Origin of the sequence: Brachybacterium massiliense (genome assembly GCF_900184245.1) — a bacterium.
Taxonomy (GTDB): Bacteria; Actinomycetota; Actinomycetes; order Actinomycetales; family Dermabacteraceae; genus Brachybacterium; species Brachybacterium massiliense.
Map to the genome: position 1 here is coordinate 677704 of NZ_FXXB01000007.1, position 21631 is coordinate 699334.

The 21631-nt window shown below is 66.9% G+C and carries 38 protein-coding genes; 36 read left to right on the forward strand and 2 right to left on the reverse strand.

Going from position 1 to position 21631, the window contains the following annotated elements; genetic code table 11:
- On the reverse strand, positions 1–663 hold the full coding sequence (locus BN4251_RS09740; protein WP_170931913.1) for a helix-turn-helix domain-containing protein: 663 nt from the start codon (positions 661–663) through the stop codon (positions 1–3).
- A gap of 170 nt (positions 664–833) precedes the next feature.
- Between BN4251_RS09740 and BN4251_RS09745 the strand changes: the two genes are divergently transcribed.
- The 30 genes from BN4251_RS09745 (at position 834) to BN4251_RS09895 (ending at position 13852) form a co-directional block, all read left to right on the forward strand.
- Positions 834–1130, forward strand: coding sequence for a helix-turn-helix domain-containing protein (locus tag BN4251_RS09745; protein ID WP_212647604.1), 297 nt, complete (start codon positions 834–836; stop codon positions 1128–1130).
- A gap of 80 nt (positions 1131–1210) precedes the next feature.
- Positions 1211–1408 carry a hypothetical protein gene (locus BN4251_RS09750; protein WP_087484889.1) on the forward strand — a complete coding sequence of 66 codons (198 nt, stop codon included), beginning with the start codon at positions 1211–1213 and terminating at the stop codon, positions 1406–1408.
- 77 nt (positions 1409–1485) lie between these two features.
- Entirely contained in the window at positions 1486–2277 is a 792-nt protein-coding gene (locus tag BN4251_RS09755; protein WP_087484890.1) for a phage antirepressor N-terminal domain-containing protein, read from the forward strand.
- 9 nt (positions 2278–2286) lie between these two features.
- Entirely contained in the window at positions 2287–2589 is a 303-nt protein-coding gene (locus BN4251_RS09760) for a hypothetical protein (RefSeq protein ID WP_087484891.1), read from the forward strand.
- Positions 2590–2766: 177 nt separating this feature from the next.
- Positions 2767–2955, forward strand: a complete 189-nt coding sequence (locus tag BN4251_RS09765; RefSeq protein ID WP_087484892.1) for a hypothetical protein — start codon at positions 2767–2769, stop codon at positions 2953–2955.
- Positions 2952–3143, forward strand: a complete 192-nt coding sequence (locus BN4251_RS09770; protein WP_087484893.1) for a hypothetical protein — start codon at positions 2952–2954, stop codon at positions 3141–3143. The genes BN4251_RS09765 and BN4251_RS09770 overlap by 4 nt, the downstream gene beginning before the upstream one ends.
- Before the next feature lie 108 nt (positions 3144–3251).
- Positions 3252–3482, forward strand: a complete 231-nt coding sequence (locus tag BN4251_RS09775; RefSeq protein ID WP_087484894.1) for a hypothetical protein — start codon at positions 3252–3254, stop codon at positions 3480–3482.
- Positions 3479–3718: a hypothetical protein gene (locus BN4251_RS09780; protein ID WP_087484895.1), complete on the forward strand. Its 240-nt coding sequence runs from the start codon at positions 3479–3481 to the stop codon at positions 3716–3718. The genes BN4251_RS09775 and BN4251_RS09780 overlap by 4 nt, the downstream gene beginning before the upstream one ends.
- On the forward strand, positions 3715–4473 hold the full coding sequence (locus tag BN4251_RS09785) for a Rad52/Rad22 family DNA repair protein (protein WP_087484896.1): 759 nt from the start codon (positions 3715–3717) through the stop codon (positions 4471–4473). The genes BN4251_RS09780 and BN4251_RS09785 overlap by 4 nt, the downstream gene beginning before the upstream one ends.
- A complete protein-coding gene (locus tag BN4251_RS09790; RefSeq protein ID WP_087484897.1) occupies positions 4460–4981 on the forward strand; it encodes a hypothetical protein in 522 nt (173 codons plus the stop codon). Before BN4251_RS09785 ends, BN4251_RS09790 begins: the two co-directional genes overlap by 14 nt.
- Positions 4978–5322 (forward strand): hypothetical protein, encoded by a 345-nt coding sequence (locus BN4251_RS09795; RefSeq protein WP_087484898.1) that lies wholly within the window; start codon positions 4978–4980, stop codon positions 5320–5322. The genes BN4251_RS09790 and BN4251_RS09795 overlap by 4 nt, the downstream gene beginning before the upstream one ends.
- A gap of 328 nt (positions 5323–5650) precedes the next feature.
- Positions 5651–5896, forward strand: a complete 246-nt coding sequence (locus BN4251_RS09805) for a glutaredoxin domain-containing protein (RefSeq protein ID WP_087484900.1) — start codon at positions 5651–5653, stop codon at positions 5894–5896.
- Positions 5896–6219, forward strand: coding sequence for a hypothetical protein (locus BN4251_RS09810; RefSeq protein WP_087484901.1), 324 nt, complete (start codon positions 5896–5898; stop codon positions 6217–6219). Before BN4251_RS09805 ends, BN4251_RS09810 begins: the two co-directional genes overlap by 1 nt.
- Before the next feature lie 3 nt (positions 6220–6222).
- On the forward strand, positions 6223–6675 hold the full coding sequence (locus BN4251_RS09815; protein WP_087484902.1) for a single-stranded DNA-binding protein: 453 nt from the start codon (positions 6223–6225) through the stop codon (positions 6673–6675).
- Between the two features lie 324 nt (positions 6676–6999).
- Positions 7000–7185: a hypothetical protein gene (locus tag BN4251_RS09820; RefSeq protein ID WP_170931914.1), complete on the forward strand. Its 186-nt coding sequence runs from the start codon at positions 7000–7002 to the stop codon at positions 7183–7185.
- A gap of 249 nt (positions 7186–7434) precedes the next feature.
- Positions 7435–7764 carry a hypothetical protein gene (locus BN4251_RS09825; RefSeq protein WP_140398420.1) on the forward strand — a complete coding sequence of 110 codons (330 nt, stop codon included), beginning with the start codon at positions 7435–7437 and terminating at the stop codon, positions 7762–7764.
- Between the two features lie 172 nt (positions 7765–7936).
- Positions 7937–8185, forward strand: a complete 249-nt coding sequence (locus BN4251_RS09830) for a hypothetical protein (RefSeq protein ID WP_087484905.1) — start codon at positions 7937–7939, stop codon at positions 8183–8185.
- 2 nt (positions 8186–8187) lie between these two features.
- On the forward strand, positions 8188–8748 hold the full coding sequence (locus BN4251_RS09835; RefSeq protein ID WP_087484906.1) for a hypothetical protein: 561 nt from the start codon (positions 8188–8190) through the stop codon (positions 8746–8748).
- Positions 8745–8888 carry a hypothetical protein gene (locus BN4251_RS18305; RefSeq protein ID WP_170931915.1) on the forward strand — a complete coding sequence of 48 codons (144 nt, stop codon included), beginning with the start codon at positions 8745–8747 and terminating at the stop codon, positions 8886–8888. The genes BN4251_RS09835 and BN4251_RS18305 overlap by 4 nt, the downstream gene beginning before the upstream one ends.
- Positions 8885–9166 carry a hypothetical protein gene (locus tag BN4251_RS09840; RefSeq protein ID WP_087484907.1) on the forward strand — a complete coding sequence of 94 codons (282 nt, stop codon included), beginning with the start codon at positions 8885–8887 and terminating at the stop codon, positions 9164–9166. Before BN4251_RS18305 ends, BN4251_RS09840 begins: the two co-directional genes overlap by 4 nt.
- Positions 9163–9774, forward strand: a complete 612-nt coding sequence (locus tag BN4251_RS09845; protein ID WP_087484908.1) for a hypothetical protein — start codon at positions 9163–9165, stop codon at positions 9772–9774. The genes BN4251_RS09840 and BN4251_RS09845 overlap by 4 nt, the downstream gene beginning before the upstream one ends.
- A gap of 71 nt (positions 9775–9845) precedes the next feature.
- Positions 9846–10211, forward strand: a complete 366-nt coding sequence (locus tag BN4251_RS09850; protein WP_087484909.1) for a RusA family crossover junction endodeoxyribonuclease — start codon at positions 9846–9848, stop codon at positions 10209–10211.
- Between the two features lie 12 nt (positions 10212–10223).
- A complete protein-coding gene (locus BN4251_RS09855; RefSeq protein ID WP_087484910.1) occupies positions 10224–10469 on the forward strand; it encodes a hypothetical protein in 246 nt (81 codons plus the stop codon).
- Positions 10462–10674 carry a hypothetical protein gene (locus BN4251_RS09860; protein ID WP_087484911.1) on the forward strand — a complete coding sequence of 71 codons (213 nt, stop codon included), beginning with the start codon at positions 10462–10464 and terminating at the stop codon, positions 10672–10674. Before BN4251_RS09855 ends, BN4251_RS09860 begins: the two co-directional genes overlap by 8 nt.
- 67 nt (positions 10675–10741) lie before the next feature.
- Positions 10742–11695 carry a hypothetical protein gene (locus BN4251_RS09865; RefSeq protein WP_087484912.1) on the forward strand — a complete coding sequence of 318 codons (954 nt, stop codon included), beginning with the start codon at positions 10742–10744 and terminating at the stop codon, positions 11693–11695.
- Positions 11692–12255 (forward strand): hypothetical protein, encoded by a 564-nt coding sequence (locus BN4251_RS09870; protein ID WP_087484913.1) that lies wholly within the window; start codon positions 11692–11694, stop codon positions 12253–12255. The genes BN4251_RS09865 and BN4251_RS09870 overlap by 4 nt, the downstream gene beginning before the upstream one ends.
- On the forward strand, positions 12252–12452 hold the full coding sequence (locus BN4251_RS09875) for a hypothetical protein (RefSeq protein ID WP_087484914.1): 201 nt from the start codon (positions 12252–12254) through the stop codon (positions 12450–12452). Before BN4251_RS09870 ends, BN4251_RS09875 begins: the two co-directional genes overlap by 4 nt.
- 178 nt (positions 12453–12630) lie before the next feature.
- A complete protein-coding gene (locus BN4251_RS09885; protein WP_087484915.1) occupies positions 12631–12831 on the forward strand; it encodes a hypothetical protein in 201 nt (66 codons plus the stop codon).
- The gene (locus BN4251_RS09890; RefSeq protein ID WP_087484916.1) at positions 12828–13124 is read left to right on the forward strand and encodes a hypothetical protein; all 297 of its coding nucleotides are present in this window, start codon (positions 12828–12830) and stop codon (positions 13122–13124) included. Before BN4251_RS09885 ends, BN4251_RS09890 begins: the two co-directional genes overlap by 4 nt.
- Positions 13121–13852, forward strand: a complete 732-nt coding sequence (locus BN4251_RS09895; RefSeq protein WP_087484917.1) for a hypothetical protein — start codon at positions 13121–13123, stop codon at positions 13850–13852. Before BN4251_RS09890 ends, BN4251_RS09895 begins: the two co-directional genes overlap by 4 nt.
- Before the next feature lie 530 nt (positions 13853–14382).
- Here the strand turns inward: BN4251_RS09895 and BN4251_RS09900 are convergent.
- Complete coding sequence (locus tag BN4251_RS09900) at positions 14383–14721, reverse strand: DUF4429 domain-containing protein (protein WP_087484918.1); 339 nt, start codon at positions 14719–14721, stop codon at positions 14383–14385.
- Positions 14722–16024: 1303 nt separating this feature from the next.
- On the opposite strand from BN4251_RS09900, the gene BN4251_RS09905 reads away from it, so the two are divergent.
- The 6 genes from BN4251_RS09905 to BN4251_RS18480 are packed head-to-tail and all read left to right on the forward strand — an operon-like array spanning position 16025 to position 21623.
- Positions 16025–16255 carry a hypothetical protein gene (locus BN4251_RS09905; protein WP_087484919.1) on the forward strand — a complete coding sequence of 77 codons (231 nt, stop codon included), beginning with the start codon at positions 16025–16027 and terminating at the stop codon, positions 16253–16255.
- 25 nt (positions 16256–16280) lie between these two features.
- A complete protein-coding gene (locus BN4251_RS09910; RefSeq protein ID WP_140398422.1) occupies positions 16281–17768 on the forward strand; it encodes a hypothetical protein in 1488 nt (495 codons plus the stop codon).
- 11 nt (positions 17769–17779) lie between these two features.
- Positions 17780–19105, forward strand: a complete 1326-nt coding sequence (locus tag BN4251_RS09915; protein WP_212647605.1) for a phage portal protein family protein — start codon at positions 17780–17782, stop codon at positions 19103–19105.
- Complete coding sequence (locus BN4251_RS09920; protein ID WP_087484921.1) at positions 19086–20318, forward strand: head maturation protease, ClpP-related; 1233 nt, start codon at positions 19086–19088, stop codon at positions 20316–20318. Before BN4251_RS09915 ends, BN4251_RS09920 begins: the two co-directional genes overlap by 20 nt.
- 2 nt (positions 20319–20320) lie before the next feature.
- A complete protein-coding gene (locus tag BN4251_RS09925; RefSeq protein WP_087484922.1) occupies positions 20321–20680 on the forward strand; it encodes a capsid cement protein in 360 nt (119 codons plus the stop codon).
- Between the two features lie 13 nt (positions 20681–20693).
- Entirely contained in the window at positions 20694–21623 is a 930-nt protein-coding gene (locus BN4251_RS18480) for a phage major capsid protein (protein ID WP_212647606.1), read from the forward strand.
- Positions 21624–21631: the final 8 nt, after the last annotated feature.

A 21631-nucleotide genomic window follows, 5' to 3' on the forward strand; every position in this document is an offset into this window, starting at 1 on the left:
TCACACAGGCTCGTCGTCGTCGGACGTGTCCTCGGGGTCCACAGCCGCGAACGGCTCGCGGGATAGATCGACCTGCTCTGCACGCCTGTATAACTCCTCCCGCTCGTCATGAGAGACATTGCCGCGCAGGACTGACAGACGAGCGTTCGGAGCCGACGATGGTCGCGACAGGCTGTCAACGCGGGCCAGCAGCGCGGTCCGCTCCTCCTCCAGCTGTTGGATCCGCTTCTGCTGTTCCCTGTAGCGCCCCGCCAGCTCAGTGATGAGGTCAGCAGTGGACTGCTCGTAGATCGGGCGCTCAGCAATCCACGCGGCGTGCGACGCCTCCATATCCTCGTCACTCGGGGGTAGAGCGTCGCGCATGGGGTCCGCTGTGAAGTCCATGAAGCTCGGCACCCGGCCGCCCTCAGGATCGATGTCTTCGTAGAGCTCGGCGTCGCCCGAGAGGAGCTTGGCCGCGAACCCCTCGGGCCACCTGAGGCCCCGGTCGATCTTGCGGAGCGTTGCGCCGTTGGGCTTCTTACCGTTGCCGTTCTCGAGGCCGCGGATGGTGACGTCGCTGGGGCCGCCGCGGGTGGCGATCTCGTCTTGAGTCAGGTTGGTGATGTCTCGGTATAGGCGGATCGCTCTGCCGAGGCGCTCTAGGTCTGGTCCGGTTGTCATGGCTCTATCCTCCCCAACACTTTTGGCAAACATCGAAGTGGTTGGGCAAACATGCCACCCAGGGGGTGACCTGCACAAGTGCTCACACGGATGTAGTTCAGCTGGTCACCCGAGTTTTCCGACACTCCGGGGGCTTGCGCCTGGGATGTTTGCCCTCTAGTCTCTCTGTCATGGCAACGAACCGAGCACTCCGGGAGCGCTACGAGGCAAAGCGGCCCGAGCGAACCGAACCTCACATCCCCCTCTCCGCCCTCCGCGCCGCCCTCGGGCTCACCGTCGAGACCGTCCTCGACCGCGTCGAGGAAGAGACCGGCAAGCGCCCGTCCCGCGGCACCATCTCCGCGATCGAGAACGGGCACCGCGGCGCATCTGTCCAGATGCTCGCCGCCCTCGAGATCGCCTACGGACTTCCCGAGGGGTCGATCACCACCAACTACACCCCCCGCTCCTACAGCGACGCCGCCTGAGCGGCACACCCCCAGCAGCATCCAAGCCCGTAGCTTCCTGCGGCCCCCGCCACCGGCGGGTGATCTCGAAGGAGAACGTTATGTCCCTATCCGAGGCTCAGGCGATCGTCGCCGCCGCGCTTCCCCACCTCAAGCGCCGCCCCCTCCGGGCCGCCGCGATCACCTATCTGAACTGGTGGAACGGCAGCTCAGAGAAGCTCCCCCACTCCGACCCCACAGGAGAGCGAGCCGTACGCCGGATCATCGGCTACTTCGACACCGACACCACCACCGCATGAATCGACCCCCGCCGACTGCCATCGGACGGGGGTCACAGAGCATCCGCTCCAACAACACACACCAGGAAGGCTATCCCATGGACCTCGTCCAGATCCCGTTTCACAACCAGCACATCACCGCCGCGCTCGTCGACGAAAAGCCACACGTCGCCCTCCGTCCGCTCTGCGAGTCCATCGGCCTCGACTATTCGGGGCAACGTCAGCGACTCGAGCGCACCTCCTGGGCAACCGTGGGCGTCATACCCACGGTTGGTGCGGATGGGCGGTCCCGCGACATGGTGATGATCGACCGCCGCACCTTCACGATGTGGCTCGCCACGATCGACACCAGCCGACTCAAGAGCGAGCAGACGCGCCACCTCGTCGAGGAATATCAGCGTGAAGCTGCCGACGCGCTCGACGCCTACTTCAACAACGGCGGCGCTATCAACCCTCGCGCGACCGAGCATCAGATCAATTCCCTGATCTACCAGTCCCGCGCCCAGCTTGAACTCTGCCAGGCCGCGAAGGGCCTCATCCACCCTGACCACCTCGAAGCGAAGGCCCGCGTCGTCCTCGCCCGCGGCCTCGGCGAGCATGCCCAGCTCGACCCGTCCCGCGCGCCGCTCTACACGCAGGACTATCTCAAGCAGCGCGGCATCACCGGCAAGGCACTCTCCTCCATGTCTGGAGTCTTCGGAAAGCGCGTCAAAGCTGAGTACGTCAAGAAGTACGGCACCGAGCCCGAGAAGTACCCGCTCAACGTCAAGAACGGACAGACCCGCAACGTGCTCGCCTACACCGAAGCTGACCGCGCGCTGATGGACCAGGTCTGGGAAGCGCACTACGGAGAGACCGACTCATCCGTCCCCATGCTCGACGTCGCCTGAGGAGCCCCGATGACTGACGACAAGGTCGCGTTCTCCTACGACGAGAACGGCAACATCTCCGGCACGTTGAACATCTCCGAGATTCAGCGCTACCAGCGCGAGGTCGCGAAGACGGTGGTCCTAAGCATCGGTGCCGAGGACTACATGAGCCAGATCCTCGCGCTCGGGCGCGGGCGAGACGAGATCGAGAAGTACATGGCGCTCGTCGGTGCCGTCTCGGACCTCGCCGACATCGTGGACAGCATGCTCGACCTGCTCGAAGCGCTAGGCGTCGAGAGCCGCACCAAGCTCCAAGAGATCTACACCGACTGACCCCCACCCGTCTCGGCCCTCGCCTCCATCCCGGAGGCGGGGGCCTTTCTCATGCCCAGGAGGCACCCGTGAGAACCCTGCCCGAGTCCACCACGTCGCTCGCCCGCGACATCGCCAACAGCGCCTACGAGGACGTCATCGGCGCCCGCCCTGCCCGCCACCGGAAGGAGAACACCCGTGGCTGACCCGATCGCGATCCAACTGAAGGACGCCCCCGAGTACGTCCCGTTCAGCGAGGACTACCTACGGAAGGCCGTGAAGCGAACCCAGGGGAACGTCCTCCGCGCCCGCTTCGCGGCCCGCAAGTACGTCGTGACCCTCACGGACCTCGCTGACTGGGTCCAGAAGGAAGGGGAAGAGGCATGACCGAGCAGAGGCCGATCCCGCTCCCGTCTCCGCGGACCCCGGTGTCTGGGCTGGCTAAGCATGACGCGGAGATGCGCCGCCGCATCATGGCGGACCTCCTCCCCCACTCGCACGGCGCGATCACGACGACGGAGGAGCTGCTCGAGGTCGCGGCCTGGGTCGAGCACGGCGACGAGGGGGACGAATGAGCATCTTCATCGCCACTCTGGACGCGCTCTCGAATGTGGCCGGCCTGGCCGTGGTGCTCGGCGCTACCGGGTTCTGCACCGTCATCCTCCCGAGTGCTTGGGGGCGGGATGGCTGACGACATGCTCTCCGCGCTGATGGACGCGATCGATCGCCGCGCCGCCGAGGACACCACATCTCTCGATGAGGCACGACAGGCCCGGTCCGCCCGCACACCCGACATGAACAACCCGCTTGCCCCCGTCTACCAACGCCCCCAACGGCGCACCATGCGCCCGTACCGGGACCCGGTCGGTGAGCAGGCGGTTGGCAACATCCGCAAGAAGGAGAAGAGGCAATGAACGACCTGTTCAACATCGCTATGGCCTGGATTCAGGATCAGGGCCTGCCCGAACCGGAGGGACTCAAGTTGATCGATGCCGGGGCGCTGCACCGGATCGAGCTGAACTACCTCCGCCCCGTGGAGGCCCTGCCGGACCTCGGCTGGGTGCCGTCTCAGCATGGTCCGCATGCTTTTGCGGAGCTGGCGGTCGGTGACGTGCAGGTGTCTGTGTACGCGGAGCGGGTGGCGGCATGACGCTCACCCCCGCCCAGATCGACCAGCTTCTCAAGCCGGTCAACGCGACCCGCGTCCGCCAGCGGGACGGGAACTCCTACATGGAGGCCCACGACATCAAGGCCCACCTGACCCGCGTGTTCGGGTTCGGGAACTACGACTCCGAGGTGTTCCAGCTCGACCTGATGTACGAGCGGCCCGGCAAGTCCCGCTCCGGCGCGGACGCCGTGTCCGTCGGCTACCGGGCCGGGGTCCGCCTCACCATCCGAACCCCCGACGGGGCGTCGCTGGCGACGTTCACCGAGTACGCCGCCGCCGGGGCCACGAACTACCCGGTGAACAAGCTCGCCGACGCGCACGACATGGCGATGAAGTCCGCCGCGTCGTACGCGCTCAAGCGGTGCGCGATCCACCTCGGGGACCAGTTCGGGCTGTCGCTCTACAACAACGGGTCCACGGGCACGTTCGTCGGCGGGACGCTAGTCGGCGCGGAGAAGCCTGCCGCGCCGGACGACGTCGCGGTGACGGACGAGAAGGAGCCGACCCCGAACCCGGTCACGCCGGAGGAGCCCGCCGTCACGACGCCGGCGGACGTGGCACGGCAGGAGCTCCGGGCCGTGCTCGAGCGGGCGAATATCGCCCCGTCGTGGGCGGGTGAGCAGTTCCAGGCCCGGACCGGCACGGACCTGAACACCACCACGGATGCCGCGGCTATCCGTGAACTGACCGGAACCATCCAGAAGAAGATCGAGGAGAAGAACCATGCTGCTGCGTGACATCAACCTGCGGTACGCCGCGCTCAAGCTGATCCGTGACGCTGTCGAGGATGCGATGAAGGCGGAGAAGGCCGAGCATCTCGAGGCGCTCGAGGCGTCGGCGGAGGACTCGGGCGCGAAGTCGTGGAACGTGACCTTGGGCGGGGAGAAGGTCGCTGCGGTGACTCTGGCCCAGCGGTCGGGGGGCCCGAAGATCCTCGACGAGGGCGCGCTCGCTGACCACATCGAGCACGACCATCCCGAGATGGTGGAGACGGTCAAGCGGCTCAAGCCGTGGGCGGCGAAGGAGATCCTCGCGTCGATCGTCGACGCGGACGACTCTGGCGGCATCACGTCGGACGGCGAGATCCTGCCGGGCATCGTGATCACCGAGCCGGGCGCCCCGTACCAGTCGCTCCGCTGGGATGCCAAGAGCGAGGGCAAGGACGTGGTCGCGGACGCGATCCGTTCGGGTGAGCTGCGGGACCTCCTCGCGGACACGGGCCTGCCGATGCTCGAGCAACGATGAGCACGACGGACATCGTCCTGGAGCTGTCTCGGATCGGCAGGGAGCTGGATGCCCTGTCGACCGAGATCGCTCGCCTGGACGCCGCGTGCGTGGTCGCGTGGTCCGAGCACCGGAAGTCGTACGCCCGCGCGTACATCGGCGGCACCGGTTCGATCGAGGACCGCAAGCAGGCCGCGGTGCTCGAGGTGGAGGAGCTGCGGGTCGCGGCGGAGGCCGCGGACCAGGTCCATCGTGCCGCGCGTGAGCGGATCCGCGTTCTGCGGGACCGGCTTGAGATCGGCCGTTCGATCAGCGCGGCGCGCCGTTCCGAGTTCGCCGCCGAACCGGTAGGCCAGACGTGAGCCTCAAGAGCGCCGCCCACTACCGGAATCAACGCGACCGGGTGTGGGCACGCGACAAGGGACGCTGCGTCGTCTGCGGTGGGCCCGGCACCCAGGTCCACCACCGCCGCGGCCGAGGCGGGCCCGACCCGCACTCGATGGAGAACCTGCTCCTCGTAGACGACGAATGTCACCGCCGGATCCACGGCAACCCCGCCTGGTCCTACGAGAACGGGTACATGGTCCGCCGGCACGGGGTCATCCCCCCGGACCGGGTGCCCGTCCTCATCAACACCTTGCCCGTCTGGCTCACGCCGGACGGGCTTTCTCATCCTCAGAAGGAGACCGCATGACCCAGCCGCACGCCGTGGCCGTGTACACGCAACCGAACTGCCAGCAGTGCATCGCCACGAAGCGCCGCCTCGACAAGAACGGCACCGCCTACACCCTCGTCGACATCACCGAGGACCCGGGCGCGTACGACTACGTGATCGGCCTCGGGCACAAGCAGGCCCCGATCGTCGTCACAGACGCGGGGGTTCATTGGTCCGGCTACCGCATGGACCTCATCGACGCACTCAAGGAGACCGCCTGATGGCCACGTTCCGCACGCGCAACGGCCAACCCGTCAAGTACGCGTACGAGTACCAGATCACCCGCAGTGACCACCCGAAGGTCCCCGTCGGCAGGCTGCTCTACGACCACGGTCGCGAGCTCCTCAAGACGTGGAACTTCTTCGAGGAGGAGACCGGGAAGGTGCTCTCCCTCGTCGGCCCCCGGTCCCGCCGCATCTGCTCGACGTGCGCCGCCGACTACCGCGTGTTCGCGCCGCACGGCCACCCCGGAGAGCACTCCGAGGACGTGCAGCGCCTGACCTTCCCCCACCCCGACGCCACCCCCACCACCAAGGAGTCCTGACCCATGGCTGACGCAACGATCATCATCGACGGCGGCATCGTCGCTGACCCCCGCTGGAACAACCCCGGACAGAACCGGGTCGGGAACCTCACCGTCCGCGCCGGACGGTCCCGGAAGAACGACCAGGGCGGCTACGACCAGCTCTCCTCGACCCCGTTCGACGTCGCGTGCTGGAACGAGGTGCACGACCTCCTCGCCGCGCAGATGCCGGAGAAGGGGTCGCAGGTGCGGATCACCGGGACCGTGACCGGGGTGCGGACGTATCAGGACCAGCAGGGGCAGACGCAGGCGTCGGTGGAGGTGCGGGCGGAGGGCGTGAAGGTGTTCCCGAAGCGCCAGCAGTCCGGCGGCTACGGCCAGCAGCCCCAGCAGTCGCAGGGGTACGGCCAGCAGGCACCCCAGCAGGGCTACGCCGCGCCGCAGGGTGGCGGGTTCGAGGATCAGCCACCCTTCTGAAAGCGCTCTCTCGCATGACCGAGGCCTCGCCATCTGGCGGGGCCTTTCTGTTGCCCCGGTGACGCCGACCTTGGACGGCTCAGCGCTCAGCCCGCCACCGGGGCACTCCACCACCTGAAAGGAACACCCCATGTCATTCGTACCCCTGTCCAAGCCGTCCCACCGTGGCGGCGGCTCCCCCATGATCACCATCGGCCACGCCCAACAGAACCGGCAAACGTACCTGTCGCTCAACTCCGCGCCCTCGGCGAGCCGGCGGCACTCGCCCTCGCCTGGGATGCCGAGAACTTTCTCCTCCTCGTGACCGCCGCGTCCCCTGACGATGTGGACGCTTACCGGATCACGAAGTCCACGGGCCGGATCAGCGTCACCCGGATCATGCGCGACCTGGGCCTGACCCCGCAGGCCGCGACGACGATGCCCGCCCGACGGCACGGCTCCACTGGCCTGGTGATCGACGTGTCCGAGATCCGTACCCGGTCCGTGACTCCTCTGCGGAGGGTGTCGTGAGCTGCGCGTACCGGGCCTGCATCGAGCCTGCCGTGGAACACGCCGTGTGTGCCCGTCACCTGCTGGTCACGTACGCGGCTGGGCGACGAGCCGCGGCACTCAACGGCCATGCCCGCCTGAGCGCGGTCACGGCAGAGATGAGAGCGGCATGAGATGCACGCACCTGTCCCGCATCGGGACTCGCTGCACCCGTCCCACTGGGCATACCGGCCCGCACATCGCTGGATTCACAGACAGGAGGGCGGCGTGATGGATCTGTCCACCATCCCGATGCCTGAGTCCCGGGCCGGGCTCACGATCACCACCCACACCGAGGCCCTACCGACCGCGCCCTCCTGGGCTACCGGGATTGTGCACGCCGACAGGAGTGGCCGCACGACGGCGCAGTGCTCGGTGTGCCTGCGGACTGCGACGGGGACTGCGTTCGCTGTCGTGCTGGTCGGGCACTGGGATTTTTCCCCGGATCCGGACGAGTCCGGCCACACCGCCTACCGCCGTTGCCCGGAGTGCCGGGCCGCGCACCGCCACCCCGCCGAGCAGCTCGACATGCTGACCTATCTCGAAGGACTGACCTCATGAACGCCCTGCCCGACCTGTACGACTACAGCAATGCCGAGGCTCTGACCCCGCCGGATGACCCCGACACGTGCCCGACCTGTAACCGGGAGTGCTGCCCTACCTGGTGCACGCCCCGCTGGCCGTCGCCGTACCGGTCCCGGTACCGGTCACGGATCGAGAACCGGGAGGACACATGATCCCCCGCTCTCTCCCGCGTCTCGTCACGGACGCGCTCCGCATCGGCTGGTCCGTGTCCGTGGACCAGAACTTCAAGCACACGTTCGCGGTCGCCGCCCGGTTCGAGCGGCCCGGCGAGTGGGTGGTCATCACCTGGAACGCCGAGGGCGACCGTCCATCTCTCTCGTGGTCGGAGGTCAACGGCACCCCGACCCCGTACGCGCAGTGCACCCGCCTGATCAGAACCAACCCCGAAGGAGCATGACCATGACCCTGTTCATCGAGACCCTGACCGATTCCGACGGCGACGAGTGCCGCTTCATGTACTACGACCAGCCGGACTCCACCTCCGGTGTCTACGTGCAGGCCAGCGCTGAGGGTGAGGTGATCTCCGCTGGCCCGTTCACCCCCGAAGCTCTCCGTGCTGCGCTGGATGCGGTCGTTCCTGCCGGGTCCTACACCCGCACCGACGAGGAGGACTGGCAGGCCCGCGCCGAGAAGGCCGAGCAGGAGCGGGACGAGGCGCGTGGTGCCCTGCGCGCTCGCCTCGGGATGAGTGCTCAGCCCCGCGCCCTCACCGCCGACGACATCACCGACGAGATGGTGAATCGGGCGCGCAAGGCATGGAACCTGTCTGCCGCCATTGGTAACGATCTGTGGCGTGACACGCTCACCGCCGCCCTCGCCGAGCCGACCCGCCCCGAGGGTGCCGAGGAGCTGGCCCGGCTGATCGCTACCGCCGACGTGGGCGAGTGGGACTGCGGCGACCTCGCAGACGCTCTCCTCGCCACTGGCCGCGTCCGTGTCGTCACCGAGGAGCAGCCGTGAACGACCCCATCGCCGCCCTGATCGCCACGCACCGCGCGATCGCCGAGCAGGCCCGAGCGGATGGCGACCCTGGCCGCGCCAACCTCCACGACTGGGCCGCAGACCAGGCCCAGCACTTCCAGAAGGAGCAGACCCGATGACCACCGACCCGACCCCGCTGCAGAAGCGCATCCGTCGAGAATTTTCCATCCCTGCAGAGTGGGCGCGGCGTCGAGATGGCGAGACCACGATGGAGCTGATCGAGCGCTGGCAGAAGAGGCAGGACGAGCAGATCGCCGCACTCATCGCCGCTGAGGTCCGCAAGGCGCAGGGCGAGGCGTGGACCGACTGCGTCTCCGAGGCGTCCGCGCTCGGCTGGCTCCACGCCACCGCCGCCTTGGACATGCTCGATCGCAACCCGCACGAGGAGGCGCCGTGACTGTGCAGCCCACCCGAGACCAGCTACGAGCACTCGCCAAAGCGGCCACCCCAGGGCCGTGGAATCCCCACCCGGCAGGAAAGTACGTCTGGACCGAGGAGCTGGGCGGCATCATCCAGAACTGGTCCGATGACGCCAACGCGGTGGCCGACATGGAGTTCATCGCCGCCGCGCGTGAGGCTGTCCCGGCGCTCCTGGACCGTATCGCTCGCCTGGAAGCGCAGTCGGATATCCGTGGCCGCGCCGTCGTCATGTACCGCGACAGGGCACGGCAAGCCGAGGCCGAGCGGGACCAGGCTTACGAATGGGCAGATGACCAGTCCCACCCGCTCGTCATGCGGCAGGGCGAGATCCTGACCGGAGTAGCGAACGCACTCAACGGCCCGACCCCGCCCCGCACATCCTGGTCGCATCACGACCTCGCGGAAAAGGCGGCGGCGACGGTGACCCGTGCCGAGCAGGCCGAGGCACGGATCAAAGCCGTGCGAGCCATCCACCGCGACCTGTACGAGTCCATGTCCGGCGTCCCGTACTGCGACGAGTGCGACCGGGCCTGGCCCTGCCCCACGATCCGCGCACTGGGAAGTGTTCCCCCACCCCGCGCGTAGCAACACTTCCGCCCCCGCAAGGCCCGTCACCCCTCGTGGTGGCGGGCCTTTCTGTTGCCCGAAGGAGGGCCATGCAAGAACTCGTCATCGACATCCCCGCCCCCATGTGGCAGACCTCGAACCAGCGACTCCACCACATGGAGCGCGCACGCCGGACGAAGCACGTCCGCACCCTCGCCGGCTGGGCAGCACGCAACCTCACCCCAGTCACCGGCACCGTCCACGTCATGGCCCACATCTCCGCGCCCAAGAAGTCCCGCGCAGACGTCGGCAACACCTACCCCACCGTGAAAGCCGTCATCGACGGACTCACCGACGCGGGTGTGTGGGCGGACGACAACGACGACCACCTCGTCGGACCCGACATGCGCCGCGCAGCCCCGACCGGTGTTCCGGGCATTTACCGGATCCGCCTCACCATCACACCCACCACCTGAGAGGATCTGCTCATGGCAGATGAAACCAGATTCGATCCCGAGTCACACATGACCGGGTACCAGTGGGGTTTCCTCGTGAACGACGCGTTCGAGGAGCCCCTGTGGGCGAGCAGCGCCTTCACTGCGGGCCTCAGCAAGATCACCGACCTGATCGCTGAGGGCCGCGGGACCGCCGAGGTGCTAGAGATCCAGCAGGCAATCATTGACGCCCGTCACGAGTTCGAAGACAGGCGAGAGGAGCGTACGAACGATGGCTGACGAGAACCAGACCCCGGGCTTCCGCGCCGGATTCGAGCTCGGCAAGGTCTACGCCGAGGTCCAATCTTACCTCCACCACACCGGGGAAAGCGAGGACGGCCCCCTCGCTCGCACACTCCTCGCTGCACTCGACGCGATCGGCAGCGTCCCCGACCCCGGCCCCGCCACCCAGGAAGTCATCGACGCCTGGAACCGGGACATCTGACACCACTCGCCCCCAACGCCTCTCAGCCATCCGGCTGGGGGGCGTTTCTCATGCCCGAGGAGGCCACGTGGCGAGCGATCGCGCGTACATCAACAGGGGCATCTGGAACGACGCCGACCACCGGCAGCTCACCCTAGAAGCCCAGCACCTCTACTACATGCTCCTGACCCACCCCACCCTGTCCTATGTCGGCGTCGTCGACTGGCGCCCGAACCGCCTCACCCCATTCGCGCGCGGCCTGACTGTCCAGCGCATCGAGGCAGCCGCCGCAGAGCTCTCGGCAGGACTTTACGTCGTCATCGACGAAGCGACCGAGGAAGTACTCATCCGGTCCTGGGTGAAGCACGACGGAGTTCTCAAGCAGCCCCGACTCGCCGTGTCGATGGCGAACGCGTACACCCGCACAGCATCGAACGAACTCCGCGGCGTCATCGTCCACGAGCTCCGCCGGCAGCGCGAAGCGCATCCGGAGTACGCGTGCTGGGAGGACAAGCGCGTCACTGACGTGCTCTCTCAGCCCTCGATTTCGGCTGAGGAGCTGCCCCCGTTTGCCCCTGCCGCTGGGGCAAACGTTGGGGGTGGGTTTGGGGATGGGTTTACCCCAAACCCACCCCCTGAGGTTGGGCCTGGGTTGCTCTGCGCCCCATCTCCTACTCCTACTCCAGCTCCCCCTTCCTCTACCGAGGAAGGGGAGTCTGAGGGGAAGTCGCGCAAGCGCTCCTCGGCGGGAACTCGCATCAGTGACGATTTCACCATCGACGACGAGATGCGGGCATGGGCCGCAGAGAACACACCCCACGTCGACATCGACTGGCACACCCAGAAGTTCATCGACCACTTCGCATCCCAGTCCGGGCAGCGCGGGGTGAAGACCCAGTGGGGCCGCACCTGGAAGAACTGGATGCGCACCGAAGAGGAGCGCGCACCCGCGAACCGTCAACAACAACGACCGAACCGCGACGCCGCCTCCGCCCGAGGCCTCGTCCAAGCCCACGAAGACCTCTTCGGGAGGACCACATGACCGACATCCAGAGAGCAGGCGACATCGTCACCGAGCTCGCCACTGCCCGCACCACCGCACCTTCCGAGGTCGCTGTCCAGGCTGACGGCACCCAGGCCGTCATCCAGTGGCAGGGCACGCCTGTCACCGCGGAGTGGCTCACGAAGTGGGTGAACAAGATGATCGCCGCGAAGCTCGCCGAACCGTACGCGGACGTCCCCAACGACGGATCCAGGGCAGCGCAGGAGGCCCGGGCCACGAACGCGGCGAAGCTCGACGCGTGGCACCGCGCCCTCGCCGGCCTCCCCCTTGAGGGGCTCGAGGCGGCACGCGTCCACTTCGAGCGCAACGGCGTACCGGAGGGGCGGTGGGGCTATCTCCGCCCGTACGAGGTGTCGAAGTGGGTGCGGGCCCGTGCGCAGCGCCGTATCCCGGAGGGGAAGGCGTGCGAGTCCCACCCGAACGAGTGGGCGCACGACTGCGGTGTCTGCCGCACTGCTGGTGCGGTTCCTCCGGAGAAGGCTCGTTCGTACATCGCGCAGATCCGCGCCACCCTCGCCCAGCGAAAGGACACCCCGTGACCACTCCCAGGCCCCCTGAGAAGTTGCTCACCATCCGAGAGCCCGTCGAGTGCACCCAGTGCGGCGAACTCATGCCCGACGGCACGACCGCCTGGATCCCCGGCTGGGGCCGCATCGAGCACTGGTACTCCGCAAACGGCTGCGACGCCTACGAGGAGGACGACGACTGGGACGACGACGAGGAGGACGACCTGTGAAGCCCTGCACCGACCGATGCCGTCGCGCAGCCGGCACGTGCTGGAACCCCGACCGCGACATCCGCCGGATCCACATCGCCCTCCACCGCATGAGAGGCAACCAGATCGCGGCCGACCTCCGCGACCAGATCGACGAGCACGCCGCCGCGTGGCGCGCACAACTCACGAAGGGCACCCGATGAGCCGCTACAAGACCACCACCCGATCCACCACCACGACCACCCACAAGATCGACCTGCCGGGCGCCACGCTCGACGACCTCCGACGGCTCGTCGAGGCGACCGTCCACCTCGGCGCGGGCTCACCAATCCAGACCGACATGTTCGGGATCTCCCTCGCCGTGCACGAGACCCGACTCAACGAGGAGGACACCCCGTGAAGCTCTACCGCCCCGTCCTGATCGAGTCCGCCGAGCAGGCCGAAGCACTACCTGATGGGGCCGTGCTCGTCCGCGAGGACCACTTCGTATTCCAGAAGCACGCAGGCCAATTCGTGAGCGCCGACCCCCACGACCTCCCCACCGAAGCAGCGTGGGAAGTCGTCGGCTGGACGGCTCTCGTGCCCATCGAAGCCGAGGAGGAGCGGAGGACGCTCGACCTGCCCGAGATGCTCGGCGGCGCAAGAAACGCACCCGTCACCCGCCTCGTCACCCCCTGGGAGGAAGCACAGTGACCTCGTTCGAACTCATCGGAACCCTGCGTGACGACCTTCAGCAGCAGAACCTCGCCAACCGCTACCGGAACCGGCTCGACGAGATCAGGGAGTGGTACCAGCACCTCCCCGACGTCATGCTCTCCGTGTCCGGCTACGCAATGGACCTCGCCGGCACCCGCGGCACGACATCCCGGATCCCGGGCGGGGACGCGCTCGCAATGCTCGCCCCCTGGGCACCGGACGCGGACCACGGGGATGATCTACCGCATCCCGCGCAGACTGTGCACGAGTGGGTGGAAGCGATCGACGGCACGCCCCGTCGCACGTTCACGGAGAACTGGCGGTGGCTCCGGGACCACACCCCGCAGATCCTCGAGTCGCAATGGGCGACAGCGTGGCGACAAGACATCGACGCGCTCTGGTACCGGCTCGAGAAGCTCTCCGGCGACGCACCACGGGCAGAGCAGCAGAACCGGGGACCGCTCGACTGCGAAGCACGCGCCCACGAGATCCCCGACGAGACCCGGCTGACGCTCACCGAGACGCAGCCTTTCTGGCCCAAGGTCCGCAACCGCGTCGAAGTCGACCGGCACCGCGAACGCGACCAGGCCAAGAGAGACAAGCGACCCCCCGAGTACCGGTGCAACCCGGACGAGAGGGGCCGGTACCTCGTCGCTGACCTGCGCGAGCACTACCGGGCACGACACGACGAGCAGGAGTATGCAAACCGAATGACATCCGTGTAAGATACGAACGACCCACAAGTGGGTCCGCTTTCAGCACACAAAGCCTCGAGCCACACGGCCCGGGGCTTTTTCGTGCGCCAAGACCGGGCACCGCCGACGCTTCCCCGAGAGCGTGGCCCCCGGCATACGAACGTCCGGAGAGGGTCGCACCCACCGGGCACCAGGACACCCCAAGCCGGATGAGCAGCCCGGGCCCCAGGTCCACTCGCGCTCGTGTCCGACGTCCTGGAATCGCGGGTCGCACCCGTACCGCCCCAGTCGTGTCGCCATAGGCGTGCCGCTGGGGCACCCGAAGCCCCCCGTCGTGAGTTCGTGGCGAGGAAGACGGCACAGTTACCGGACCCGTCCGGAGCGAACGGACTGCATACGTCGGGCGCGGCACACGACGCACAGTGAGCCCCCGACCCCGCGCACCGGAAGAGCACACGCCCACACACGGGCACGAGGCGAACCGGATAGCGCACCCCGCCCCCCGGATCAGGGAAGAGCCAGAGACAAGGCCAACCTGGTCCGGGCAGGGCGGGCACCAACTACCTCGACGCGAGCGCCTCCAACACCGCCGCATTCAACGCCTCGAACTGCTTCACCTGCGACCGCTTCACGATCACCGAGTTCTCATCCTTCCCAGCCTTCGAAATCTGTCGCACACCACGAGGGTTACGCGACGACTGCACCTCGCCGGTCACACTCACGGACCACAACCCGTTCGCGGTGAAACTCGGTGGCCGCAGCTGCACCGCCCCGACAGACCCGATCGGGATCTGCTTCTCATTCCTGCCCTGTGTCGCCCACCCGAAGAACCCGGCACGACTGATCGTCAGCACACGCCCATCGAAAGTGACCTGCCCGTTAACTCCCTTAGCTTCCATCCCGCCATCGTAGACACGGACCCCGACACCACGGAGGCGAACGCGATGAGCTCAACCCAGACCATCAGGAACGGCCGAGGCCACCGCGCCTACCGCCGAGCACAAGCCGCACTCGCGAACAGGTACAAGCGCAACAACTGGCCCTGCCCCAGCTGCGGCGAACCCTTCGACTGGGAACGACCACAGTCCGCTCGAGGATTCACCGCCGACCACCCACTCGCCATAGTGAACGGCGGCAAACTCATCGGGCAGAAGCTGCGGCCCATGTGCCGCGGATGTAATGCGAGAAAGGGAGCGATCCCCACGCCCGAGCTTCGGCCTGCGACCATGCCACCCCAGACCTGACCACATAGAAGCGCCCCCGCGCGGACTGGCATCCGCCGGGGGCTGGCCGATCGCTAGGAGATCGACATGAAGAAGCCTACCTGTTCCATCCCTGACTGTGACCGCGCGGCACATAGCCGAAGCTGGTGCCAGATGCACTACTTCCGCTGGCGTCGCCATGGAGACCCGACCCGGATCCTTATAGCCGAAGGGCAGCCGAGCACCGGCGCTTGTTCCGTAGATGGCTGCGCGGCTCCGGTCCGCTGCATCGGGATGTGTGCGAAGCACGAAGCGCGACAGCGTCGGCATGGGAACACCGCCACGGTGATCGATTATCCCGATCGGGCTTACCCCAAGCGCGCCGCCAATCACGCCTGGGCGGGTGAAGATGTTGGGTACGCCGGTGTTCACAAGAGGATCCGGGCAGCGCGCGGCCGAGCTGGTGATCACAGATGCGCGGACTGCGGCAACCGTGCGGCGGAGTGGTCATATGACCACGGTGATCCGAACGAACTAGAGAGCGATGAGGGGCCATTCAGTACGGACCTCGAGCACTACCAGCCTCGGTGCCTACCGTGCCATCAGGCACTGGATCGCAGCCAGCGCGCCCCTGCGACGCCTCCACCCTCGACGCACTGACCTTGTTGTGACACTTACCCCCTCCCCCGTCCGAATCTTCGGGCGAGGGGCCGCTGCCTCGCTCCCGGTCGAACCTGGCTCTTCTCTCTCCGAGGGGTGAGCGCGTGTCCCGCGCGGGTCCCATCGAGAAGGGGGCGTCGAGGTGGCTCGTGAACTACAGCCGTGTGGGACTGTCGCGGCGTACAAGCGGCACCTGCGGCACGGTGAGGATCCGTGCGGCGCCTGTCTGGAGGCGAAGCGGGCGCATCAGGCTCAGCGTCGTGCTGATGAGCGCGTACCGGACTCTCCGGTCCCGATCCCTGCGCCTCCGGTGGGGGCGGAGTCGGCCCCTGGTGGTGTTGTGGAGGAATTGCGCTGGCAGGCGGAGCTGCTGCGGGGCGCGATCGAGTGGTCGGCGGAGAACGATCCGGGGAAGATGCCGGCGCTCGCGAAGGAGCGTCGGGAGACACTCGCGGCCCTCGGTGATCTTGGCGAGGAGGGCGAGTCGGAGGGGGGTGCTTTGGGTGAGTTCTTCTCCGGTCCCACTGGGCTTGTCCGGTTCGCAGAGGCCGAGGATCGAAAGCAGGCCTGAGGCTGTTGGCACGTATGGCCCGAAGGTGACCGCGTTCGCTGCGGCGTGTGGTGTGAAGCTGGATGACTGGCAGGCGTACGTCATTGACGGGCTGTTCGCTGTTGGCGCGGATGGTCAGTGGGCCTCGACAGAGTTCGGGTTGCTGGTGTCTCGGCAGAACGGCAAGGGCGAGATCCTCGTCGCCTACGACCTTGCGCATCTGTTCCTGTTCCCGAGGCCTGACGGTCGGCGGAAGACGATCCTGCATACGGCGCACGAGATGAAGACCGCGATCGACGGGTTCGAGCGGTTGAAGTCCGTGATCGAGTCCCAGCCGCAGCTGATGCGGATGGTTGCCGAGCGTGGCATCTATACAGCGAATGGCCGTGAGGGGATCGTGCTGAAGCCTCGGAAGGGGCAGAAGCTTGGTGACCGGATCCGGTTTGTCGCCCGGTCGAAGAACTCCGGGCGCGGCTTCTCCGGTGACGTGATCGTGCAGGACGAGGCGCAGGAAGAGTCGCAGGCCGCTCACAACGCGCTGACGTACACCCAGTCGGCGGTGCCGAATCGGCAGGAGCTGTTCATGGGGACGGTGCCTGAGGAGGGTGTGAACGACTCGGAGGTGTTCGAGGGCGTTCGTGATCGTGGTCGTTCGGGGCGGGCATCGTCGACGGGCTGGATGGAGTGGACTCCGGAAGGGTCTGATGATCCTGAGCTTGCGGAGGGCCTTGATAAGAGTGATCCGGTGGCGTGGGCGGCAGCGAATCCCGCGGCACCGCACCGGATCAAGTGGGACACCATCCAGGATCAGCATGATCGTGACACGACTCCTGGCCGGGAAGCGTTTGGGCGTGAGCGCCTGTCGATCTGGCCGAATCGTGACGAGGCCGCTGAGGCGTCGAACAGCGACGTGGACATGGAGTGCTGGTACGAGAACGAGGTCAGCACGTGGCTGTCCCGCCGCACGGTGCTCGCTGTGGTCATTGGCCGGGGCGGCGGGTACTCATCGATCTGTGGCGCTCAGCGTCTCGATGACGGGAAGGTGTTGGTGCAGCATCTTGCGACGAACGCGGGAACGCTTTGGCTCGCGGACCGTCTGAAGGAGCTTCGCGTCGAGCTGGCTGCACGCCTGGTGGTGCTTGATGAGAAGAACGCCGCAACGGTCACCTCGGACCTCACCCGCGCCGGCGTCCGGTACATCGGGATGCACATGAGCGAGGTCGCAGCCGCATTCGACATGACGATCGAGTACGTCAACGGCGGCGTGGTCGTGCATCCGCCGCAGCCGGAGCTTGATGATGCGCTTGCGGCGGCTGTGCCGCGCGTGATGAACAAGTCGCAGAACCTGAAGACGTGGGACCAGGGCGACCCTATGGTGCCGTCCTCGGCAGTGCAGGCGATGTCCCTGGCGATCTGGGGCCTGAAGAAGTCGGAGTCGCAGCAGGAGAGAGTCTCGGCGGCGGCACCTCGAGTGCTTTCTACTGAGGCTGCGGAGCGTGGCGATGACATTGATGTGCTGACGGCACGGTTCTGAGAGGGGATGTGATGGCTTCTCCTTCCCGTGAGGTCGGTTATGTGAAGGATTCGGCGGTTGCTGGGTGGCAGACGTTCGAACTTGACGAGGACGACAATCCGGCGCTGCGGTTCCCTCTGTCGGTGGGGATTTACTCACGCATGCGGCGCGAGGAGACTCAGGTTCAGTCCGTGCTGAAGGCTGTGAAGCTGCCTATTCAGCGGACCGCCTGGCAGGTTGATCCGAACAGTGCGGATCCGGAAGTCGTCGATTTCATTGCGCAGAACCTCGATCTGCCTGTCGTGGGCCAGCCGGCCCCGGTGACGCGGCGGCGGAAGCGGTTCTCTTGGTCTGAGCACCTCCGCCTTGCACTTACCTCGCTGGACTACGGGTTCGCGTTCTTCGAGCAGGTGTACCAGTACAACGAGACTGATGGGCGGCTATGGCTGCGGAAGCTCGGATGGCGTCCGCAGGCGACGATCCAGAAGATCAACGTTGACCGCGACGGTGGGCTGAAGTCCATCGAGCAGAACGCTATGGGCTCCCGCAACGCGACGATGGACGTCGATCGTCTGGTCGCGTACGTCCCGGAGCGTGAGGGCGCGAACTGGACTGGCGTGTCGATGCTGCGGCCGTCGTACAAGTACTGGCTGCTGAAGGACCGTCTCCTCCGGGTGCAGTCGACCACCGTCGAGCGGAACGGCATGGGCGTCCCCGTGTACACCGCACCCGACCTGTCGACCCTCGGGCTCGACGGCGAGGAGCACACGAAGCGGGAAACCACCGAGATCGAGCGGGGCCTCGCGATAGCGAAGGCGTTCCGAGCCGGTGAAACCGCCGGCGCGTCGATTCCGTTCGGCGCAAAGCTCGAGCTGCTCGGAGTGTCCGGGACGCTCCCGGATGCGGATAAGCCGATCCGGTATTACGACGAGCAGATGGCCCGTTCGGCACTCGCGCACTTCCTGAACCTCGGCACCCAGACGGGCAGCTGGGCGCTCGGGACCACGTTCGCTGACTTCTTCACTCTGTCGTTGCAGACGATGGCTGAGCAGATCGCTGACGTCGCTACGCAGCACATTGTCGAAGATCTGGTGGACCTGAACTTCGGCGAAGACGTCCAGGCGCCACGGATCGTGTTCGCCGAGATCGGCGCGCAGACTCCCGCCACTGCTGAGGCACTCCAATCGCTCGTGCAGACGAAGGTGATCCGGCCTGACGAGAGGCTCGAGCAGTTCATGCGTGACCGTTACAGCTTGCCCGAAGCCGATCCCTCTACTGCCCGCGACATTGGCACTACTGGCGTCCAAGGCGCTTCTACCTCTATGGAAGGAGGCGACGATGGGACGGACGCTCCGTGACCGCTTCAACTTCGCCACAAACAAGCAGAAGACCCCCGTCCGCGCTGAGGCACCGTCCTCCACCGGCGACGAGTCGAAGGCAGTGCTGCGGATCTACGACCCGATCGATTCCTGGGGCGAGTGGTTCGGCCTCTCCGCGAAGGAGTTCGGTCAGGCGCTCGATGCGCTGCCGTCGAGCGTCGAGGAGATTGAGCTGCACGTGAACTCCCCCGGCGGGGAAGTCCACGAGGGCCTCGCGATCCTGAACCAGCTCCGCCAACACAAGGCGTCGGTGACCGTGATCATCGATGGTCTCGCTGCGTCGGCCGCATCGTTCATCGCTATGGGTGCCGACCGGGTGCTCATCGCCCCGAATGCCGAGGTCATGATCCACAATGCGTGGGGCCTCGCCATGGGCGACTCCGACGACATGCAGAAGATGGCCGACGATCTCGACCGGATCAACACGAACCTCGCTCGGATCTACCAGAGCAAGGCAGGCGGCGACGTCGCGGACTGGCTCGAGGCGATGCGCATCGAGTCCTGGTATTCCGACGAGGAAGCTGTCGCGGCGGGACTCGCCGACGGTATCTATCGCGAAGAGACCGAGGAGCCAGCCGCCGAGGCCCGCTTCAACCTCGGCGTCTTCGCCCATGCGGGACGAGCCGACGCGCCGTCCCCCTACATGCCCCGCACCGCGCCCGCGGCTGCGGTCCGACCGGCGGAGCTGTCGGTCACCCCCGAGAAGGAAGGAACCGACATGTCGGATCTGATCAAGGGGCTCCGCAACCGAATCGGCATCGCCGACGACGCGGAGCTCGACGACACTCAGGTGCTGGCCGCGCTCGACGAAGCGCTCGCCGAGCGTGCCGAGCCCGCAACCCAGCCGCAGGCGCGGGAGCTGCCGGAGGGCACGGAGGTCATCGACTCCGAGGCCCTGGCGCAGCTGCGCGCCGAGGCGGAGGACGGTCGCGCTGCCCGCGCCGAGCGGGACCAGGCGCGTCGCGCCGAGATCGTGGACAACGCGATCAAGGCCGGGAAGTTCGGGCCCGCGCGCCGGGACGCCTGGCTGAACGCTCTCGAGGTGGATGAGGCCGGCGCGACCGCCGATCTTGAGCGCCTCACCCCCGGCCTGGTCCCCGTGGCCCAGATCGGCGACGCCGGCGACGCCGTCGACGGCGACGAGGACCTGTACAACCGCGCCTTCGGCGCTCCCCAGAAGGATGTGAAGTGACCATGGCGGACTACTCCCCCCTGTTCAAGCCCGGCGCAGCCATCACCTACAGCGTGTCCGCTGACGTGACCGCCGGTCAGGTCGTCGAGCTGACCGGCGACCGTGCTGTCGGCCCGGCCAGCGCTGACTCCGAGAAGGTCGTCGGCATCGCCGCGTTCAACGCAGTCGTCGGCGACCACGTGACCGTCCATGACGGTGGTGTGCAGCGCCCCTACGCCTCCGGCGTGATCGCTGCAGGCGACAAGGTGGCAGCCGCTGCGGACGGCAAGGTCGTCACCGCAGGCGAGGCCGTCAACACCATCGGTATCGCCCTCGCGGCTGCTGCCGACGGCGACCCCGTCCAGCTGAAGTTCAAGGCCTGAGGAGGCACCGAAATTGGCTTACCAGTACCCTGAGGCCCCGGCAACTGTCGGCGACGACCTCACCACTCTCCAGATCCATCATCTGATGAAGTCCCCGGCGTTGCTCGTGAAGCGCGCCGCAGACCTCGCGCGCCAGAAGTTCATCGCGGACTACCTGCTGACTGGTCGCTACCAGGCTGTGGGCGGCGCGATCCTGTACGAGACCGGTGAGGAGATTTTCCCCGCCGACGAGGCGGAGCAGATCGCCCCCGGTGGCGAGTACCCGCGCACCACCATGACGTCCGGTGAGCTCGCTGCGGCGAAGACGTCCAAGTGGGGTCAGGACTCCTCGGTGACCGATGAGGCGATCTCGCGTCTCGGTGTGTCGCCGCTGGACAAGGCGATCCGCAAGGTCGTCAATGGCATGATCCGCCAGGGCGACGGGTCCGCGCTCGGCGTGATCGGCTCGCAGGTCACCCAGTCGAAGGCCGCTTCCGCTGCCTGGACCGGCGCCGGCGCGGCCGACGCGATCGTTGACACCGTCCTGGAGACCCAGGCGGAGTACGAGGAGATCAATGACGATTACGCCTTCAGCTACGACACCATCGTGCTGAAGCCGACGCAGTTCGCTGCTGTTGCGGCCGCTCTGATCAAGTCGGATCTGGTGCCGCGTGAGTCGCAGAACTTCGTGCTGTCCGGCGTGATCCCGGACTACCTCGGGTTCTCGTGGGTGACGTCGAAGCACGTCCCGTTCAGTGACCCGTTCCTCCTGGATCGGGAGCAGCTCGGCGGTATCGCCACCGAGAACATTCAGTCTCCGGGCTACTCCAACATGGAGGGCATCGAGGTCAAGTCGATCCGTGACGAGGACACCGACGGTTACCGGGTGCGGGGCCGGCGCGTGTTCGTGCCCGTCGTGCTCGAGCCTCGCGCCGGCATCCGCATCACCGGAACGGGGGTGTGAGTGTGGCG

Excerpts from the sequence above, each read along its gene's own strand:
- BN4251_RS09740 (WP_170931913.1), bottom strand. The coding sequence starts at position 663 with ATGACAACCGGACCAGACCTAGAGCGCCTCGGCAGAGCGATCCGCCTA.
- BN4251_RS09745 (WP_212647604.1), top strand. The coding sequence starts at position 834 with ATGGCAACGAACCGAGCACTCCGGGAGCGCTACGAGGCAAAGCGGCCC.
- BN4251_RS09750 (WP_087484889.1), top strand. The coding sequence starts at position 1,211 with ATGTCCCTATCCGAGGCTCAGGCGATCGTCGCCGCCGCGCTTCCCCAC.
- BN4251_RS09755 (WP_087484890.1), top strand. The coding sequence starts at position 1,486 with ATGGACCTCGTCCAGATCCCGTTTCACAACCAGCACATCACCGCCGCG.
- BN4251_RS09760 (WP_087484891.1), top strand. The coding sequence starts at position 2,287 with ATGACTGACGACAAGGTCGCGTTCTCCTACGACGAGAACGGCAACATC.
- BN4251_RS09770 (WP_087484893.1), top strand. The coding sequence starts at position 2,952 with ATGACCGAGCAGAGGCCGATCCCGCTCCCGTCTCCGCGGACCCCGGTG.
- BN4251_RS09775 (WP_087484894.1), top strand. The coding sequence starts at position 3,252 with ATGGCTGACGACATGCTCTCCGCGCTGATGGACGCGATCGATCGCCGC.
- BN4251_RS09780 (WP_087484895.1), top strand. The coding sequence starts at position 3,479 with ATGAACGACCTGTTCAACATCGCTATGGCCTGGATTCAGGATCAGGGC.
- BN4251_RS09785 (WP_087484896.1), top strand. The coding sequence starts at position 3,715 with ATGACGCTCACCCCCGCCCAGATCGACCAGCTTCTCAAGCCGGTCAAC.
- BN4251_RS09790 (WP_087484897.1), top strand. The coding sequence starts at position 4,460 with ATGCTGCTGCGTGACATCAACCTGCGGTACGCCGCGCTCAAGCTGATC.
- BN4251_RS09795 (WP_087484898.1), top strand. The coding sequence starts at position 4,978 with ATGAGCACGACGGACATCGTCCTGGAGCTGTCTCGGATCGGCAGGGAG.
- BN4251_RS09805 (WP_087484900.1), top strand. The coding sequence starts at position 5,651 with ATGACCCAGCCGCACGCCGTGGCCGTGTACACGCAACCGAACTGCCAG.
- BN4251_RS09810 (WP_087484901.1), top strand. The coding sequence starts at position 5,896 with ATGGCCACGTTCCGCACGCGCAACGGCCAACCCGTCAAGTACGCGTAC.
- BN4251_RS09815 (WP_087484902.1), top strand. The coding sequence starts at position 6,223 with ATGGCTGACGCAACGATCATCATCGACGGCGGCATCGTCGCTGACCCC.
- BN4251_RS09825 (WP_140398420.1), top strand. The coding sequence starts at position 7,435 with ATGGATCTGTCCACCATCCCGATGCCTGAGTCCCGGGCCGGGCTCACG.
- BN4251_RS09830 (WP_087484905.1), top strand. The coding sequence starts at position 7,937 with ATGATCCCCCGCTCTCTCCCGCGTCTCGTCACGGACGCGCTCCGCATC.
- BN4251_RS09835 (WP_087484906.1), top strand. The coding sequence starts at position 8,188 with ATGACCCTGTTCATCGAGACCCTGACCGATTCCGACGGCGACGAGTGC.
- BN4251_RS09840 (WP_087484907.1), top strand. The coding sequence starts at position 8,885 with ATGACCACCGACCCGACCCCGCTGCAGAAGCGCATCCGTCGAGAATTT.
- BN4251_RS09850 (WP_087484909.1), top strand. The coding sequence starts at position 9,846 with ATGCAAGAACTCGTCATCGACATCCCCGCCCCCATGTGGCAGACCTCG.
- BN4251_RS09855 (WP_087484910.1), top strand. The coding sequence starts at position 10,224 with ATGGCAGATGAAACCAGATTCGATCCCGAGTCACACATGACCGGGTAC.
- BN4251_RS09860 (WP_087484911.1), top strand. The coding sequence starts at position 10,462 with ATGGCTGACGAGAACCAGACCCCGGGCTTCCGCGCCGGATTCGAGCTC.
- BN4251_RS09870 (WP_087484913.1), top strand. The coding sequence starts at position 11,692 with ATGACCGACATCCAGAGAGCAGGCGACATCGTCACCGAGCTCGCCACT.
- BN4251_RS09885 (WP_087484915.1), top strand. The coding sequence starts at position 12,631 with ATGAGCCGCTACAAGACCACCACCCGATCCACCACCACGACCACCCAC.
- BN4251_RS09900 (WP_087484918.1), bottom strand. The coding sequence starts at position 14,721 with ATGGAAGCTAAGGGAGTTAACGGGCAGGTCACTTTCGATGGGCGTGTG.
- BN4251_RS09915 (WP_212647605.1), top strand. The coding sequence starts at position 17,780 with ATGGCTTCTCCTTCCCGTGAGGTCGGTTATGTGAAGGATTCGGCGGTT.
- BN4251_RS09920 (WP_087484921.1), top strand. The coding sequence starts at position 19,086 with ATGGGACGGACGCTCCGTGACCGCTTCAACTTCGCCACAAACAAGCAG.
- BN4251_RS09925 (WP_087484922.1), top strand. The coding sequence starts at position 20,321 with ATGGCGGACTACTCCCCCCTGTTCAAGCCCGGCGCAGCCATCACCTAC.